The organism is Paenibacillus sp. plas6, from assembly GCF_057221655.1.
In genome coordinates this window covers 443,447-460,027 of the sequence record NZ_CM170151.1, presented here as the reverse complement: position 1 = coordinate 460,027, position 16,581 = coordinate 443,447, and the positions used below count along the sequence as shown (strand labels likewise).

General features: G+C 38.9%; 12 protein-coding genes. 6 read left to right on the top strand and 6 right to left on the bottom strand.

Features of this window, described 5'->3' with window-relative positions; genetic code table 11:
- Positions 1 to 259: 259 nt before the first annotated feature.
- The 3 genes from AC2TDL_RS02200 to cydD are packed head-to-tail and all read left to right on the top strand — an operon-like array spanning position 260 to position 6,509.
- On the top strand, positions 260 to 1,654 hold the full coding sequence (locus tag AC2TDL_RS02200; protein WP_484698463.1) for a cytochrome ubiquinol oxidase subunit I: 1,395 nt from the start codon (positions 260 to 262) through the stop codon (positions 1,652 to 1,654).
- Between the two features lie 13 nt (positions 1,655 to 1,667).
- The gene (cydB, locus tag AC2TDL_RS02195; protein WP_484698461.1) at positions 1,668 to 2,678 is read left to right on the top strand and encodes a cytochrome d ubiquinol oxidase subunit II; all 1,011 of its coding nucleotides are present in this window, start codon (positions 1,668 to 1,670) and stop codon (positions 2,676 to 2,678) included.
- A gap of 12 nt (positions 2,679 to 2,690) precedes the next feature.
- Positions 2,691 to 6,509 carry a thiol reductant ABC exporter subunit CydD gene (cydD, locus tag AC2TDL_RS02190; protein WP_484698460.1) on the top strand — a complete coding sequence of 1,273 codons (3,819 nt, stop codon included), beginning with the start codon at positions 2,691 to 2,693 and terminating at the stop codon, positions 6,507 to 6,509.
- A gap of 161 nt (positions 6,510 to 6,670) precedes the next feature.
- Here cydD and AC2TDL_RS02185 read toward each other — a convergent pair whose 3' ends face one another.
- Positions 6,671 to 7,144: a phosphodiester glycosidase family protein gene (locus tag AC2TDL_RS02185; protein WP_484698459.1), complete on the bottom strand. Its 474-nt coding sequence runs from the start codon at positions 7,142 to 7,144 to the stop codon at positions 6,671 to 6,673.
- Positions 7,145 to 7,318: 174 nt separating this feature from the next.
- Between AC2TDL_RS02185 and AC2TDL_RS02180 the strand changes: the two genes are divergently transcribed.
- A complete protein-coding gene (locus AC2TDL_RS02180) occupies positions 7,319 to 8,758 on the top strand; it encodes an IS6 family transposase (RefSeq protein ID WP_484696056.1) in 1,440 nt (479 codons plus the stop codon).
- A gap of 234 nt (positions 8,759 to 8,992) precedes the next feature.
- Here the strand turns inward: AC2TDL_RS02180 and AC2TDL_RS02175 are convergent, their stop codons facing one another.
- The gene (locus AC2TDL_RS02175) at positions 8,993 to 9,340 is read right to left on the bottom strand and encodes a hypothetical protein (protein WP_484698458.1); all 348 of its coding nucleotides are present in this window, start codon (positions 9,338 to 9,340) and stop codon (positions 8,993 to 8,995) included.
- Between the two features lie 200 nt (positions 9,341 to 9,540).
- On the opposite strand from AC2TDL_RS02175, the gene AC2TDL_RS02170 reads away from it, so the two are divergent.
- Entirely contained in the window at positions 9,541 to 10,125 is a 585-nt protein-coding gene (locus AC2TDL_RS02170; protein WP_484698456.1) for a hypothetical protein, read from the top strand.
- 90 nt (positions 10,126 to 10,215) lie between these two features.
- On the opposite strand, the gene AC2TDL_RS02165 is transcribed toward AC2TDL_RS02170, so the two are convergent.
- The 4 genes from AC2TDL_RS02165 to AC2TDL_RS02150 form a co-directional block, all read right to left on the bottom strand.
- Positions 10,216 to 11,691, bottom strand: coding sequence for a DHA2 family efflux MFS transporter permease subunit (locus AC2TDL_RS02165; protein ID WP_484698455.1), 1,476 nt, complete (start codon positions 11,689 to 11,691; stop codon positions 10,216 to 10,218).
- A gap of 138 nt (positions 11,692 to 11,829) precedes the next feature.
- Complete coding sequence (locus AC2TDL_RS02160; RefSeq protein ID WP_484698453.1) at positions 11,830 to 12,909, bottom strand: HD-GYP domain-containing protein; 1,080 nt, start codon at positions 12,907 to 12,909, stop codon at positions 11,830 to 11,832.
- A gap of 105 nt (positions 12,910 to 13,014) precedes the next feature.
- Positions 13,015 to 14,052 (bottom strand): ThiF family adenylyltransferase, encoded by a 1,038-nt coding sequence (locus AC2TDL_RS02155; RefSeq protein ID WP_484698452.1) that lies wholly within the window; start codon positions 14,050 to 14,052, stop codon positions 13,015 to 13,017.
- A gap of 13 nt (positions 14,053 to 14,065) precedes the next feature.
- Positions 14,066 to 14,803, bottom strand: coding sequence for a molybdenum cofactor biosynthesis protein MoaE (locus AC2TDL_RS02150; RefSeq protein WP_484698450.1), 738 nt, complete (start codon positions 14,801 to 14,803; stop codon positions 14,066 to 14,068).
- A 306-nt stretch (positions 14,804 to 15,109) separates the two neighbouring features.
- Between AC2TDL_RS02150 and AC2TDL_RS02145 the strand changes: the two genes are divergently transcribed.
- Positions 15,110 to 16,543 (top strand): bifunctional metallophosphatase/5'-nucleotidase, encoded by a 1,434-nt coding sequence (locus AC2TDL_RS02145; protein WP_484698448.1) that lies wholly within the window; start codon positions 15,110 to 15,112, stop codon positions 16,541 to 16,543.
- Positions 16,544 to 16,581: the final 38 nt, after the last annotated feature.

Genomic DNA, 16,581 nt, shown 5'->3' with positions numbered 1-16,581 from the left:
AATTTGCACCTTAAACTATATGGACTTTTATCAAAAGTATTTTAAATATTGATTTAGTAGTGACTCACTGTGTTAACGAGATCAATAAACCACTTGAATACTGAATGAGAGATTTTTCACACGTTCAGTATAAAGTGGTTTATTTATTTTTGCTGAATTGTCACAATCTCGTTTTGAATAAGAATGAATACTGTGAAAAAAATCACATTTATCTTTTGTTTAAAGAGCTATACTATGAGCTATGAAAGGGGAGATAAATGTGGATGCATTAGATTTATCAAGATGGCAGTTTGGAATAACAACTGTGTATCACTTTATTTTCGTTCCACTATCCGTTGGTCTTGCATACTTAATAGCATTTATGCAGACGATGTACGTAATGAAAAATGATGAATCGTACAAACATTTAGCGAAATTTTGGGGCAAGTTGTTCCTGCTCAACTTTGCTGTCGGAATCGTAACTGGAATTATGCAGGAGTTTCAATTCGGTATGAACTGGGCCGACTATTCAAGATTTGTTGGTGCAGTGTTTGGCGGACCACTGGCAGTTGAAGCTTTAGTGTCTTTCTTCCTAGAATCAACATTTTTAGGAATTTGGATTTTCGGTTGGGATCGTTTGCCGAAAAAAGTTCATTTGTTAAGTATTTGGTTAGTAGCTATCGCTGCAACATTATCTGCGCTATGGATTTTGAGCGCGAACTCCTTTATGCAGGAGCCTGTAGGCTTTGAAATTAAAAATGGCCGAGCTGAGATGACAGACTTCTTTGCTTTACTTGGCAACCCACAGCTATGGGTTGAGTTTCCGCATGTTATTTATGCGGCATTTGCTACTGGTTCGTTCTTTATTGCAGGTATCTCAGCATATAAATTGCTGCGTAAAAAACAAGTTGACCTGTTTAAGAAGTCGTTCCAAATTTCAATTATTGTTGCATTAATTTCGAGTATTCTAACTGCAACAGCAGGTCATACTCAATCCCAACATCTTGTAAAAACACAGCCAATGAAAATGGCTGCTGCTGAAGCGTTGTGGGAATCAACTGGTGAACATGCCCCTTGGTCGCTTATCGCAGCTATTGATACAAAAAATCAAAAAAATACATTTAACGTTGAAATTCCATACTTGCTAAGTATTTTATCTTACAACAGCTTAAGCGGTAGCGTACCTGGTATGTTAGAGCTGCAAGAGCAATATGAACAGCAATATGGTGAAGGTGACTATATTCCACCAGTAAAAACAACTTATTGGAGCTTCCGCATTATGGTTGCTGCAGGTATGTTGATGATTTTGCTTGGCGCTCTAGGAACGTTATATGTAATTCGTAACAAACTGGATAAACGTTCATTCTTATTGAAACTGCTTATTCCGGCTATTTCCTTGCCATATATCGCAAATACTGCAGGATGGATTATGACTGAGGTTGGACGTCAGCCATGGATTGTATTTGGTTTACAGCATACTGCGGATGGTGTATCTCCGAATGTAAGTGCTGGAACAGTCGCAACAAGCTTAATTGGATTTACATTAGTTTATGGTATACTGGCTGCGGTCTTTGTTTATTTGGTTGTTCATTTTGTGCGTAAAGGCATTGATACAAACGACCACGATATTCACAGCAAACCGCAAGATCAAGTAGATCATATTCCAGCGATTTAGAGGAGGGAAAATAATGCTTGAATCGGTATGGTTTAGCTTAATTGCTGTACTATTTGTCGGCTTCTTTTTCCTGGAGGGCTTTGACTTTGGCGTCGGCATGCTCGCTAGATTCCTTGGAAAAACCGACACTGAACGTCGAGTTATCATTAACACAATTGGTCCTTTCTGGGATGGTAATGAGGTATGGCTGATTACTGCGGGCGGTGCAATGTTTGCTGCCTTTCCTAACTGGTATGCCTCATTGTTTAGTGGATTTTACATGGCATTGTTTTTAATGCTGCTTGCATTAATCGGTCGTGGGGTAGCATTTGAATTTCGCAGTAAACTTGAAAGTCCAAAATGGAGAAATACATGGGATTGGGTTATTTTCTTTGGCAGCTTGTTGCCGCCGCTACTTTGGGGTGTGGCACTGGCAAATCTAATGCGCGGTGTTCCTATTGATGCAAATCAAAACTATGTAGGTTCGTTCTGGGATTTAATTTCGGTTTATTCTGTGCTGGCAGGTGTAGCAATTGTTCTATTGTTCTTATTGCATGGAGCATTGTTCCTTAGCCTGAAAACTAGCGGTGTTATTAAAGAGCGTGCAGATGCATTTGCTCTGCGTATCGGTAAATGGACTAGTGCGGTGTTATTAATTTTCGTCGTACTAAGCTATTTCCAAACTGATATGTTTACTGGTAAAGGGGTTAACCCTGGTTCAATTCCGATCTTAGCCGGCTTTGCTCTGCTTTCTGTACATTTCTTTATTAAAGCTGGTAAATCAGGTTGGGCATTTATTATGACAGGTGCTACAATTGTACTTTCAACAATTACAGTATTTATGTGCTTGTATCCGAACGTAATGATTTCTTCGTTAAATCCTGATTGGAACTTAACCATTCATAATACAGCTTCCAATCCTTATACGTTGAAAGTCATGACGATCGTTGCATGTACCTTCGTTCCGATCGTTTTAGCTTATCAAGCTTGGAACTATTGGGTATTCCGTAAACGTGTTACGGCGGAGGATCATTTAGATTATTAAGGATGATGGCTTATGATGAAAAGGCTATTTCAGCAGGTGCAGAACAGTCGCAAACTGTTGCTCATTAGCATTTTATTCGGCTGTATTGGCGGTCTTGTACTAATTGCTGAGGCCTATTATGTAGCAAATATAGTTAATCGCGTATTTTTGCAAGGAGCTAATTTGGCAAAAGTTAAAGTACTATTAATAATTCTGCTTGGAATAATTGTACTGCGCGGATTGCTGCATATGCTGAGTGACTATACTTCAGCAAAGCTGGCTCAAGGAATTAAAACTGATTTGCGGCTGCGTCTTATCGACAAGTTAGCTGAGCTCGGTCCACAATATAGCAAGGGCGAACGTAACGGTGAATTAGTATCTACGTTATATGAAGGTGTCGAGCAGCTTGAAAATTACTTGGCTAAATATGTTCCGCAAATTGCGTTGTCGATGTTTGTGCCATTTGCTGTATTTATTGTTGTGCTTGGACAGGATGGGCTATCTGCACTTATTTATGCTGTCACCTTGCCGCTTCTTATTTTATTTATGATATTAATCGGCAAGTTTACGAAGGCTCGCACTGATCGTCAGTATAAGCTGCTAGGTCGATTAGGAGGACATTTTCAAGAGGTATTACGAGGAATCGAGACACTAAAAATGTTCAATCGTTCTAAGGAACAAATTAAGATTATTGGCAGCATAAGCGAGCAGCACCGTATTTCGACGATGGCAACGCTGAGATTAGCCTTTTTATCAGCCTTTGTTATGGAGCTTTTCGCCACGATAAGCACAGCAATTATTGCTGTCTTTCTTGGTTTACGCTTAATTGAAGGACAACTAGAATTTTATCATGCGTTTTTAATTTTATTGCTCACACCTGAGTTTTATGCGCCAATTCGAGCGCTAGGTACGCAGTTTCACTCTGGTATGAACGGTGCATCAGCAGCTACACGTATTTTTCAAATCTTTGATGCTGAACCGCAAGGACTTGTTGAGCGAGCTGATGCACTTAAAGTACAACCTAATAAGCAAGTCGGCTTTACTATTCAATTTGACAGAGTTACTTTACAGCATAAAGGATATAGTAAGCCCGCACTTGATAATATTTCATTTAAGCTGGAGGCAGGGGAAACACTAGCGATTGTCGGAGCAACCGGTGCAGGGAAAAGCACAATCCTTGACCTCCTGCAGGGCTTTATTAAGCCAACAAGTGGCACAATTTATGTGAACGGTATTCCATTACAAGAGCTGTCTATAAAAGAGTGGCGACAGCAGCTTACAACAGTAGCACAGTCTGTTCATTTATTTCATGGTAGTGTTAGAGAGAATATCACATTAGGGTTAGAAGATATAACGGATGAAATGATATGGAATGCTTTGCGTCATGCAGAGGCTCATAACTTTGTTGCACAGCTTCCTCATGGACTGGATACGGTATTAACGGAAAATATTGTGTTATCAGGAGGACAGAAGCAGCGACTTGTGTTGGCACGAGCAATGCTTCGACCAAACTCGTCGGTTGTTATGCTTGATGAGGCGACGAGTGGACTTGATGTTTACAACGAAGCGATTGTTACTCGTAATATTGCCAAATGGATAAAAGGGAAAAGTGCAATTATTGTTGCCCATCATTTGCAAACAATAGCAGCAGTAGATAAAATAATTGTTCTGCATGAAGGAAAAATTGTTGAAGCGGGAACGCCACAGGAGCTTGCCGCAAGCAGCGGTAAATTTGCTTCGATGCTAGAGGCAATGAACAGCAGTAATGATAATACTCAACATGCGAATACAAATAATTCACTTGATGCGAGCTTTAAGCAGACTAGCGGAGCTGCGTTCCGTCAGTCAGGTAACGAAGCTGCAACCTTGCATGAAGAAGCTTATCATTCTATGTTTGCTACAGAAGCTACTTCAACAGCTTCAAGCAGCTTGAGTAAAACGGCTAGTGCGGAGAGCGGCTTTCGAGGCGAAGCTGAGCAGGAGCAGGTTGTCATAAGAGAGAATACTGTTCGGCAAACAGCAAGCTTTAATTTCCTTATGCTGCTAAAGGCAAGTCGTCGTCTAATGCAATTTTTTAAACAGCATAAGCTCATCGTATTTATTGCGATATTAATGTCGTTTTTAACGATTGCGGCGAATATTGGTTTAATGGGAACGTCGGGCTATTTAATAGCTAAGGCAGCCTTAAGACCTGAAAATGTGCTGATGCTTTATATTCCAATTGTTGGTGTTAGATTTTTTGGAATTTCTCGTGCTGTACTTCGTTACTTGGAGCGACTTGCTGCCCACAATGCGACTTTCAGAGTGCTTCATCGCTTACGGGTGTGGCTATATGAAAAAATTGAGCCGCGTGCTGCTTCGTTATTAAAAAATAGACGAAGTGGAGATTTATTAGGTACGATTATTAGTGATATTGAGCAGTTACAAAATTTTTATTTGCGACTGTTTTCTCCGCCTATTGTCTTTTGCTTAACTGTTGTGCTAGCGGTAAGCATTGTTAGCTGGCAGCATTTTTCATTAGGGATTGCCTTGTTTATAATGCTGCTTATCGCAGGGATTGCATTACCGTATGGCAGCTATTATGTTAGTAAGCAAAGTGGAAGTAAACTTGTACAGGCGAGAACTAGACTTTATGAAGAAAGTCTAGACTTATTGCGGGGTTTGCCAACATTACAGCAATACGGTAAATTAGCTCAAGAGCGAGAGAAGCTTGCTGATTTGCAGCAGGATCTTAACCAGCTTCAGACGTTGGAGCATCGTCGGCAAGCGATTAGTAACGGATTAATGGCAATGCTGACGCAGCTTGGCATGTGGGTAATGTTATTAATAGCAATTCCTTTAGTAGTAAATGGAGATATTGCTCCATACATGCTGCCTGCCATTTTGCTCATTACATTAGCTAGCTTTGAAGCTGCCGCACCATTGCCGCAAGCCTTTGCGATGAGCTCTGCAATTACAGCATCAGCTAATCGACTATTCCAGCTTGCAGACGAATCTGAGAATTTAATGCATGACGGAGTTAACGAACAAGTTAATGCTGCAATAAATAACGCTCAGCAAAGTAAAGTTGAACCACTAAACGAAGCAGCTAAGCCACTGTCGACTTGGAACTGTGAGCTAAGCGGGATAGATTTTCAATATGAAGGTGCAGCTAGGCTTGCTTTGCAAGATATTAGTCTAACCTTGCAAACAGGCAAACAGATTGCAATAGTTGGGGAAAGCGGCGCTGGTAAAAGCACGTTAATCCAAGCTATTTTGAAGCTTGCGCCAATCCAGCAAGGTTACATTACAATTAACGGTCAAAGCTATGAGCAGCTTTCAGAGGAACAAGTGCGCAGCCAATTTGCAGTTGTTTCTCAGCAGGTGCAATTATTTAATGCTACTGTAGCTGACAATTTACGACTTGGTAATCGTGAGGCAAGTGATGAAGAGTTACGTGAGGCAGCTCGGCTTGCAGAAATCGATGAATTTATTATGTCATTGCCGCAAGGCTATGAAACGATGATTGGAGAATATGGTGCTAAGTTGTCGGGCGGTCAACGGCAACGCTTAGCATTGGCGAGAGCCCTGCTTAAGCCAAGTCCTGCGATCTTGTTTGATGAGCCTGCTACAGGACTAGATCATCTAACACAGCTTGCATTCCGCAGCAACATTAAACAAGAATTGCAGAAGCGAGCGACGCTATGGATTACTCATCGTTTGGCTGACACAGTAGATATGGATGAAATACTTGTGCTTAAAAAAGGCCAAGTGGTCGAGCGCGGCACGCATGAACAATTGCTTGCAGCAAATGGCTATTACGCTCAGCTATGGCGCATAGAACGTGCTAAAGACTGGCATATTGCTTCCTAATGAAAAGAATGCGGAAGTGTGAAATGAAATTCTTACTTTGATTATGATTCAAAGTAAAAACAAAAAGAACGGCTTTGCAACGATTTGCTAAGCCGTTCTTTTTTTGTCGTTAGGTTCTAGTAAGTACAGTTTTGGAAAAAATGTGCGAAGTGCAAGTTGGATTAAATATCAACGAATCCTGTTGTCGAAGGAACCGGTAGGTGGTGGAAGTAATAATTGCTACTATAATCAGCACGTACAATACACTTTTGAGCATTAGTAGATGCACGATAACGATGTGTAACAGCAGGCTCATCTTGGTCTTTTGTTACTACTCGAACCGAGCTAGAACTACCTCCATCTAGATGAATAGCTTTCGTGCAACCAAGTTTACTCATAATTATTCGACCATCATAAAAACGAATGCCTTTATTACTTGATGTTGGGTTGTCATAGTCGAATGCAACCGCTAAGATGATCATGTGTTTTCCAATTCCGTTTCCATTTGGCTGATAACCAATCATCGTTCGTGGTCTGTAATCGTTTGTTCCCCCTACGCCATCTGAATCCTCATCATTTTTAAGCTTATTGTTATACTGTGTTAAGGTTAGAGTTTCATCCAAAAACAATCCCAATCCACCGATAGCCCATTTCATATTATTAACCCCGCCTGGAAGAGACGTATTGTAAAAACTTTATATATATAATTGAGGGTTTTCCTTGATATATAAGTCTCGGAAAGCAAAAAACTTGCCACCCCCATAGTTTTAGGTTAAAAGTAAGGTTACCACACCGAACACTTAATCCCAAACAACTAGGAAGTGACAAGTTTGTATCCTCAATTATTAACCTATTTACTTGAATTTATCAAGTACCAAGATCAAATTATTAAAACTTTACTTACTCTTCTTATCGGTAAAAACATGTTTGATAAACCTAAAGAAGAGCCAATCAATAAACCATATCGTAAGCTTCAGGTGGATGATCTTCCGATCAACGAAACTCTTCAGAAGCTTGATTATCGAATCCTTCTAACAGAATACCTAGAGAAAAACGGTAAACATCTAAAGCCTGTTCAAAGGCGTTTGAATGCAAAGACGACTGTACCTAAATCTATGAACTGTCCGAAGTGTGGTGCTCCATCGGATTATCTTTATGCCAATAATGGGGGCAAAGGACAGTATCAATGTAAGGTATGTTCCTGTCTGTTTAATGATAAGAGCCGCTATTTGAAAGAGGCCATTTTAAAGTGTCCTCATTGTTCTAAGACTCTTGAAAAAATCAAAGAGCGAAAAGACTTTAACGTGTTCAAGTGTAAAAATAATGATTGTCCCTATTACCAAAAGAAACTAAATGGTATGTCTTCGAAAGAGAAGAGACAGTTTAAAAAAGATCCTCAATCCTTTAAGTTAAGATACATTTTCCGGCAGTTTCACATCGATTTTCAGCCATTGTCTAAGTCTTCCCCCAAAAAGCCCAAGGTTGATTTATCCAGGCTGTATGCGTCGCCACATACTTTGGGGCTCATTTTAACCTATCATGTCAACTATGGACTTTCGGCCCGTAAAACAGCTGCACTCATGAAAGATGTACATGGGGTAAGCATATCGCATCAAAGTATTTTAAATTATGAGAATGCAGTTGCCCTAATACTTAAGCCTTACGTAGATTATTATCCCTACGAACTTTCTGACCAGTTCTGTGGAGACGAAACCTACATCAAGGTGAATGGGCGTTGGCATTACTTGTTTTTCTTCTTTGATGCGGTAAAAAAGATTATTTTGTCTTACCCAGTATCGCCAAATCGGGATACAGTGTCAGCAATCCGTGCCATTGATGATGTCTTAATGAAACTGAAAGAGATTCCTAAAGATCTTACATTTGTGGTGGATGGCAATCCGATTTATCTCTTAGCTCAGCACTTTTTCGCTCAACACGATATTCAGTTCGACATCAAGCAGGTTATTGGACTTACCAATGAAGATCCTGTGTCAACGGAGTATAGGCATCTCAAACAAGTTATCGAAAGACTAAATCGCACATTTAAAGGCAATTATCGTTCAACACACGGGTTTGGATCCGAACAAGGATCTGTTTCTTTTGTGACCCTGTTTGTAGCTTACTTTAACTTTTTAAGGCCTCATTCTGCATTAGAAGGTAAGGTGCCAGTGCTTAATCCAGAGTTACTGCAGCTCCCGAATATGCCTGCGAGATGGACTAAACTGATCGCTTTAGCACAACAATGGATTAACGAACAACAACCAGCCTAACTTTTTGGTTTAGCAGAGCCCGAAGTAAAAACGAGCAATCGGCGGAGCGAACTCTTGACAAACCGAACTAGCCAATGGTTTAAAATGGAAAAACCAAGGGCTATTTAGCATGCCTTCTTTTTGTCCCCGTCGCCCTTGTTAAAGTAGAGTCAAACCATTGGCGTGTTTGTCAAGAGCGATTGCGTGGCCTTTCCACCCAACAAATGGGAGACGACCCGAACACCTATTGAGTTTTCATAGAACTTTTGACACTACCGGAAGAGAGCTTGCTTGGTGAACTGCAGTAACACCTACTGCACCTGTATCAATTCGACAGTACATTGTACTTCTTGTTTTTTGATTTGAAGAAGTACCGTTTCGATCGCCTCCGCTAACAACTACAGATTTATTGTTAATAGCGATACCAAGAAGTCCTGAAGATCCATAAAATGTTCCATTTACACCATGGTAGTTAGAATTATATACCGAAGTAGAACCTAGTGAGTCAATTTTAATATTTTCTAGAGGAATAGATAAAGCATAAACTTCTGCATTAACACCAGTTGAGTTAATGTTTGGAACCTTAAAATGATTCATATACATGTTTTTTTCTCCTTTCATAATTAAATTTAAGTATAAAGGCTAGATATAAAGGGATAATAGTCTTGAAAGATGTATCCCCGCATCGTTTCAAGATATCAACTAACCTTGGCTATATAATTTCATGTAGCGTAACATTACGCAATATAAAAATGGAACAATTTTCATATTTATTTCGTCAAATTATAAAAAGGAGGGATCTAATGATTAAAAAACTAATAGTGGTATGTGCTTTGGTTTTTCTTAGCTTTAGTGTTGCTTGCAGTAACGTGAATGAAGAAACTCGACTTGAAGAAAAAAATAACTCTAATGAAATCTCAGTACTAGAAAATGATGCTCAATTATCTTCTAACTCACAATCAAATAGGGATGAGAATAATATTGAAAATGATGAAGGGAGTAATGAGATAAAAAAGAGAGCTGGAAAAATTGAGATGGACAATTTTGAAATTATCGATGTAAATGAGGAATTGGTAGAAACGATCATTGCATTATTTAAAACTATCGAAAATAACGACTATCAATCACACTTCAAGTTTATATACGATCCTAGTTTAGAAGATCTTTCTCTAATAGGACCATATATACTTAGTGTTGATAAAATTGAAACTGATGATACAAGATTAAATGCAGTCATCGATGAGTATAGTTTAAACGAAATTGCAGATGAAGCTGCGATTGTTAAAATAACAATGGATGTCTCTTCAAGAACAGGCTCTAGTCAAAATACCGGGGATTTTATTTTTATAAAAGTGGACGGGGAATGGAAATTATATAAAACCCAATAACGAAGTGTTAAATAAAAACTCCCAAGTTTCATCATAGGAACTTAGGAGTTTTTTAATTATTGATATTATGGCAGAGGCAAGCGATACGCATTACTCTACAGCCTTACCAGTTTCCATCATTTGCTGAGGTCTTTTTGATTTTCGAATAAATAAAGCTAATACTAATGAAACAATTGCAAGCATAAAGCCAAGTTCAAAGGCATCTTGATAGCCAACAATTTGGGCTTGCAGCATCTGTGCCGGTTCAGTTGGATCAGCAAGCTTACTAAGTTCTTCTGCAGCGCTATTACTCATTCGTGAGACAAAGAGCGCTGTACCGATTGCCCCTGCAACTTGCGATAACGTGTTAAAAATCGCTGAACCGTGCGGATAAAACTTTGGCTCAAGCTGATTAAGTCCATGCGTCTGAACAGGCATCATAACTAAGGAAATACCAATCATTAGTAAAATGTGATACGTAATAATTTCCCCAGTTGTCGTTGATAAACTGATATTTGAAAATAACCAAATTGCAATAGCGATAATTACGATACCTGGGATAATGATAATTCTTGCCCCAAAGCGGTCAAACATCCTACCTGTAATAGGTGCCATAATGCCATTCAAAATCGAGGCAGGCAGCATAATTAGTCCTGATTTGAACGCAGTCATTAATAGTACCGTTTGTAAGAACAATGGGAGCAGGATCATTGTAGAAAACATAGACATCATCACAATAAACATCAATACGATTGCTAATGAAAACATAGGATAACGGAATGCTCGCAAATCAAGAATTGGCTGTTTTACAGTTAGCTGACGAATAATAAATAGCACTAAGGCTATGCTGCCGACTATTAATGTGTAATATACTGATGGCTCGCTCCAGCCGTGATCCCCTGAAGCGCTAAAGCCGTAAACAATGCCGCCAAATCCAATGCTGGATAAAATAACAGAAAGAAAATCAATTTTTGGCTTTGTCACAACCGTTACATTTTTCATGTAAAGCGCTCCGCAAATAATCGAAATGATCGTTAACGGAATAACGATGTAAAATAACCAGCGCCAATCTAAATGATCGACAATAATGCCTGAAAGTGTTGGACCAATTGCTGGAGCAAACATAATGACTAGCCCCATCATGCCCATTGCTCCACCTCGTTTTTCAGGAGGGAAAATAACAAGCATCGTGTTCATCATAAGTGGGAGCATAAGCCCTGTGCCTGCTGCCTGAATTATGCGTCCAATTAATAAAAATTCGAAATTTTGCGCAATGGCTGCAACGATAGTTCCAGCTAAAAAGGTAGTCATTGATATTAAAAACATTTGACGAGAAGTCCACCATTGCAGCAAAATCGCGGAAATAGGAACGAGAACTCCGATAACTAGCATATAAGCTGTAGTAAGCCATTGAATTGTAGCTGGTGAAACTTGCAAATCTTGCATTAACAAAGGCATTGCGTTACCAAGCAAAGTTTCATTAAGCAGTGATACAAATGCACCGATAATGAGTGCGATTACTATAGGAACGACTTTAATTTGGCCAACATTCTCTTGTGTTGGTCCGGAAGTTGAATTCAAATTCATAAATTCTCTCCTCACATCTATCCATTTTCTATATATTTTGCAAATAAAATAACAAAAATGAAATATAATACAGCACCATTTGCTTGGTATATAAACAACTGGTGCTGTAGATTTAATTGAAATTATACAAAGGAGACGTTAGAAATAAACATGTGTGATTTCAAGTGAACGATCAATAGACAAATCAATAAATTCTGAATCAATTTTCACAAGAGGACTGAAAAATTCAGTAGGATGAGTCATTATGATCGTTCCAGTACGACCATCGCTAAGAATAACTCTTTTGCCAATAAAGTTAGGTATCATATGCTTAATAAACGTTTGTGTAATGACCGGATCTAGATCGGTAAAGCTTAAGCGATAAACTTCTTTCAAGACAAACAGCATATCGCGTTCTTTCTGATAAATACGGGCAGAGGTCATTGCACTATAAATATCAGCTACAGCAATAATTCGACCAAATAATGAAATTTCTTCACCTTTAAGACCGTGAGGATAGCCAGTGCCGTTATAACGCTCATGATGATGAAGAGCACCTAATGCAATCATTTCATCTGTAGTAGAGTTTTTAATTATATCATAGCCGTATTGACAATGCTTTTTAACAGTTTCAAATTCTTTTTCGGTGAGTTTTTCTGGTTTGTTTAGAACTTCAAGAGGAATTTTGCATTTGCCAATATCGTGTAAAAATCCAGCATAAGCTGCTCGATTCGATTCACTTTCAGGTAGGCCAATCCAATTGGCAATGTAGTAAGATAACATACCGACTTGAACAGAATGCTGATATGTATAATCATCTTTATTGTTAAGCAGCAGTAAGAGGGAGACAACATCGCGTTCCAAAACTAGATTTTCAAGTAAAGGATTAAAAGAAGCAGTTGCTTCATCAGTATTAATCTTATTTTCAACGCTAGCCGTCTCGAAAATATTTTTGATATTATCAACTACTGAATTGTAAATTGGCTTCATATGCGGTACCCACTTAGGAGAAGCCGTTGATTCTAACGTTCGTTCAAGTTGATCCAATGCTTGAGCACTATTATCAAGCACAGAAGAACGATCTAATATATCAATATAATCGATGGAGTGTTGGAGCAGAAGACTAATCTCTTTAGCAGTTAATACAGTATTTTTTGATATAATATGTAAGCCAAAATTATTAAAAACATCATCTTTTAAAATATCATTTTCAACGACATCTGTAACGTGAATACGCATATTCCACCTCGTTATGAATGATTGTTATTATAAAAATTCGTATTCCAACACTTTGTTATAGTAGAAAAATTATACATCAAGTTACGTATATCATCAATTATTAACTTATACTTGCATTAATTTGTTTGCAATTGTTTTGGCATATAATAGATTTTCTGTACCTTGAACCATTAGGCGGCGATCTGGAAAAAAGATAATATTGATATCTTCGGAATAGTGAAGCTTTAGTAAATAGCGATTACGTGTCAGTTGATAACTAGGTTTGAAACGTTGCTCCAATTCATCTAAAGAGTAGGGAAGTGTCGAAGCTAATGCTAGCTGAATCGTATTGCGGCCGCAAAGTGTGCTAGCTTCAGTTTCTTCTTCCTTATCAAGCCAAATGAATTGCTTTCCCTTGCAGCAAGGACAATTGTCATTGACTGCATGGGCAATATTCAGCTTATAAAACTGTAAACTCCAGCAGTCTAGTTGTATGAGCTTGGTATTGAGCTGATCCTTATGGCCGCTTGCAAATTTAATAACCTCGGTAGCTTGAATGGCAGCTATCATGGAAACGATTGGTGCGATGACGCCGGCTGTATCACAAGTATCTGCAGCTCCTGGTTCAGGCGGCTCTGGAAATAAGCAACGGAAGCAAGGGGTTTGCCCTGGGACAAAGGTTGTTGTAGTGCCATTTGTAGCTGTAACCGCTCCATATACCCATGTTTTATTCATAGAAACGCAATAATCGTTAAGGATATAGCGAACAGTAAAATTGTCACTTCCGTCAATAACAATATCAATATCATGGAGCAATTCGTGAATATTACCGCCGTGAACATTGGCAATAACAGCATCAATTTTTACAGTACGATTTATTGCTTTAAGTGCATTGCTGGCAGCAATTGCTTTTGGCATTAACTGGCGAGCATCCTCTTCAGTATATAAAGTTTGTCGATGCAAATTACTAAGCTCAACAAAATCTCGGTCAATAATACGTAAATAACCGATTCCTGCTCGCACAAGCTGTTCTGCTGCTGCCGAACCTAGAGCGCCTGCACCAATTATCGCACAGGATGTACTAGCTATCCCCTGCTGACCACTTTCACCTATGTAATGTACTTTTATTTGTTTAGCATAGCGATTCAAAGATGTTAAATTCATTTTGTTTTTATGCTCATTGTGGCGGTGCAGTAGGATCCCAAGGTCCTAGCTGATGCCCTTTCCATTCTGAGCCATCCTCCCAAATTTCCTTTTTCCAGATTGGCACAATTTGCTTTAACCGTTCAATGGCGTAGCGACTAGCCTCATAGCATGTCGCACGTCTAGCTGCAGCAACGGCTATAACAACACTTATTTCAGCCAAATCTACCTTTCCTATACGATGAGTGATAGCAACTTCTGTCCCTGGCCAGCGCTCAGCGATTTCATTAGCAATCTGTTCCATCGTTTTTACTGCCATCGGCTCATAAGCTTCATAGTATAACGCTACAGTACGAAGTCCGTCTGTAAATTCACGAGTAGTTCCTACAAATAATAATGTAGCGCCACAAGCTGGTGATATTACTTTATTCATGACAGCTTCGACGTCAATTGGTTGTCTTGTTATAACAAATTTAGGTTTATTCTGGGAATTAAAGGGTGTGAAATTGGTAGATGATTGACCACCCGATACTGGCGGCAGCAATGCAAGCTCATCCTCTGCTTGAATGATTTGCTCATCTCGACAGTATGCTTGATTGGCTGCGACATAGCAGCTTTTTAACAGATGGGCTTGCTCAGGATAAAGAGCCATAAGTTGTTGCTTTAGACTAGCGCATGTTAGCTGATGATCATCTAGCTCAAGCTGAAGCATATCTCCATTAAAGCGTTGAGCTAGTCCGGCAAATAATTGAATTTTCCATATATATTTCATAGTATACCTACTTACTTTAGTAATGTTCAAGTAGTATTAGCATACCATATTTACACGAAAAATGTTATCCTAATCAATAGCAAGGAAGGGAAGTGGCACTATCGAACAGCTTAGAAGACACAAACGTTAGATTACTTAATTATTAATGATGAATATCTGTAACACATTAAGACAAGCTATTTAAAATTAAAGGTAGACTAACATGCCTGGAAACGAACGGTACTTTAAGCTGTTTAGATAACTCGTCGAATGTTGCAATTGGCGGGTATAATGCGGAAGTATGCTTTGATAGACGAGGTGAACATAATGAAGCAGAAGCGTAAAGTCATAATTTATCATAGTAATGATTTACATAGCAGACTAGAGCAAGGGGCCAAAATTACTTCAATTATCAATGAAGGGCGTAGAAGATATGGTGTTGATCACGTAATTGCAGTAGATCTTGGAGATCATATGGATCGTGCGCGTATGGAAACTGAAGGAACGGATGGACAACTTCATCAAGCCTTATTAAATACAACTGCATACAATGTGATTACGTTAGGAAACAATGAAGGGCTTACCTTTACTAGTGAGCAACTGGACTCTATTTATGGAGGAAATAATAGTTTTCAAGTGATTTGCTGTAACATACAGAAGATGGATGGGCAATTGCCGGATTGGTTAGCTCGCTCCACAATTATTGAGCGCGCAGGAATAACAATTGGCTTCATTGCTGCTACTGCAAATTTTTCTGACTTTTATGAATTATTAGGTTGGAAAACATTAGATCCTATTGCAGAGATTGAGCGTGAAATTTCAGCAATACAAGATAAATGTGATGTTATTGTTTTACTGTCGCATTTAGGAATACGTTATGATGAGGAAATTGCTGATCGTTTTCCGCAAATAGACGTTATTCTTGGAGCACATACCCATCATTTATTCGATCCTCCCGTTATGCGTAATCGCAGTTTAATGTGTGCGGCAGAAAAGTTTGGTTCCTACGTGGGCAAGGTTATTATCACATATGATGAAGCATTGCAAAAATATACAGCGAGCGGTGAAGTGATTCCAACAGCGGCGTATGAAGAAGACAAGGCATTTATGATGGAAATTGAGCTTGGTAAAAAGGAAGCGGTTGAGAAACTTTCACGCGTTATTGTCGATTTACAGGAGCCGCTAGAAAGCAATAATTATATGGAATCCCCGCTTCCTAATTTACTTGCCATGGGGTTAAAAGAATGGTGTAAAGCAGAAATTGGCATTGTAAATACAGGTCAATTGTTAGGTGGTTTAGCAAAAGGACCAGTAACCGCTTCTGAGCTTCATGCAATTTGTCCATCTCCAATTAATCCTTGTCTTATGTTAATTAAAGGAAAGTACTTATTGGAAGCATTGGAGCAGTCTTTGCTTCGTGAATTTCAAGATCTTAAACTAAAAGGATACGGATTTCGCGGGGAGCAGCTAGGCAGACTAGCTGTTGATGGTATGACTGTAACCTATTCACTTCAATCATCGCCTATGAATAAAGTACGTTCAGTGCTTGTAAATGGGGAGACATTAGATTTGGAAAAAAGTTACCGAGTTGCAAGTATTGATATGTTCACCTTTAACATCGGCTATAAAAGCTTAGCTAAGTACAGCGAGGTTAGCTTCTTTTTGCCTCAATTTATTCGCAATGTCATTGAGGTTGAGCTATCTAATCCACTGCATCTTACATTATGTAAGGAGCAAAGATGGATTGCTATAAAAAATTAGCAAAAGTTGTATAAAATATGTTGCTAAATGTCGATATA

Excerpts from the sequence above, each read along its gene's own strand:
- cydB (WP_484698461.1), top strand. The coding sequence starts at position 1,668 with ATGCTTGAATCGGTATGGTTTAGCTTAATTGCTGTACTATTTGTCGGC.
- cydD (WP_484698460.1), top strand. The coding sequence starts at position 2,691 with ATGATGAAAAGGCTATTTCAGCAGGTGCAGAACAGTCGCAAACTGTTG.
- AC2TDL_RS02185 (WP_484698459.1), bottom strand. The coding sequence starts at position 7,144 with ATGAAATGGGCTATCGGTGGATTGGGATTGTTTTTGGATGAAACTCTA.
- AC2TDL_RS02175 (WP_484698458.1), bottom strand. The coding sequence starts at position 9,340 with ATGTATATGAATCATTTTAAGGTTCCAAACATTAACTCAACTGGTGTT.
- AC2TDL_RS02170 (WP_484698456.1), top strand. The coding sequence starts at position 9,541 with ATGATTAAAAAACTAATAGTGGTATGTGCTTTGGTTTTTCTTAGCTTT.
- AC2TDL_RS02165 (WP_484698455.1), bottom strand. The coding sequence starts at position 11,691 with ATGAATTTGAATTCAACTTCCGGACCAACACAAGAGAATGTTGGCCAA.
- AC2TDL_RS02160 (WP_484698453.1), bottom strand. The coding sequence starts at position 12,909 with ATGCGTATTCACGTTACAGATGTCGTTGAAAATGATATTTTAAAAGAT.
- AC2TDL_RS02155 (WP_484698452.1), bottom strand. The coding sequence starts at position 14,052 with ATGAATTTAACATCTTTGAATCGCTATGCTAAACAAATAAAAGTACAT.
- AC2TDL_RS02150 (WP_484698450.1), bottom strand. The coding sequence starts at position 14,803 with ATGAAATATATATGGAAAATTCAATTATTTGCCGGACTAGCTCAACGC.
- AC2TDL_RS02145 (WP_484698448.1), top strand. The coding sequence starts at position 15,110 with ATGAAGCAGAAGCGTAAAGTCATAATTTATCATAGTAATGATTTACAT.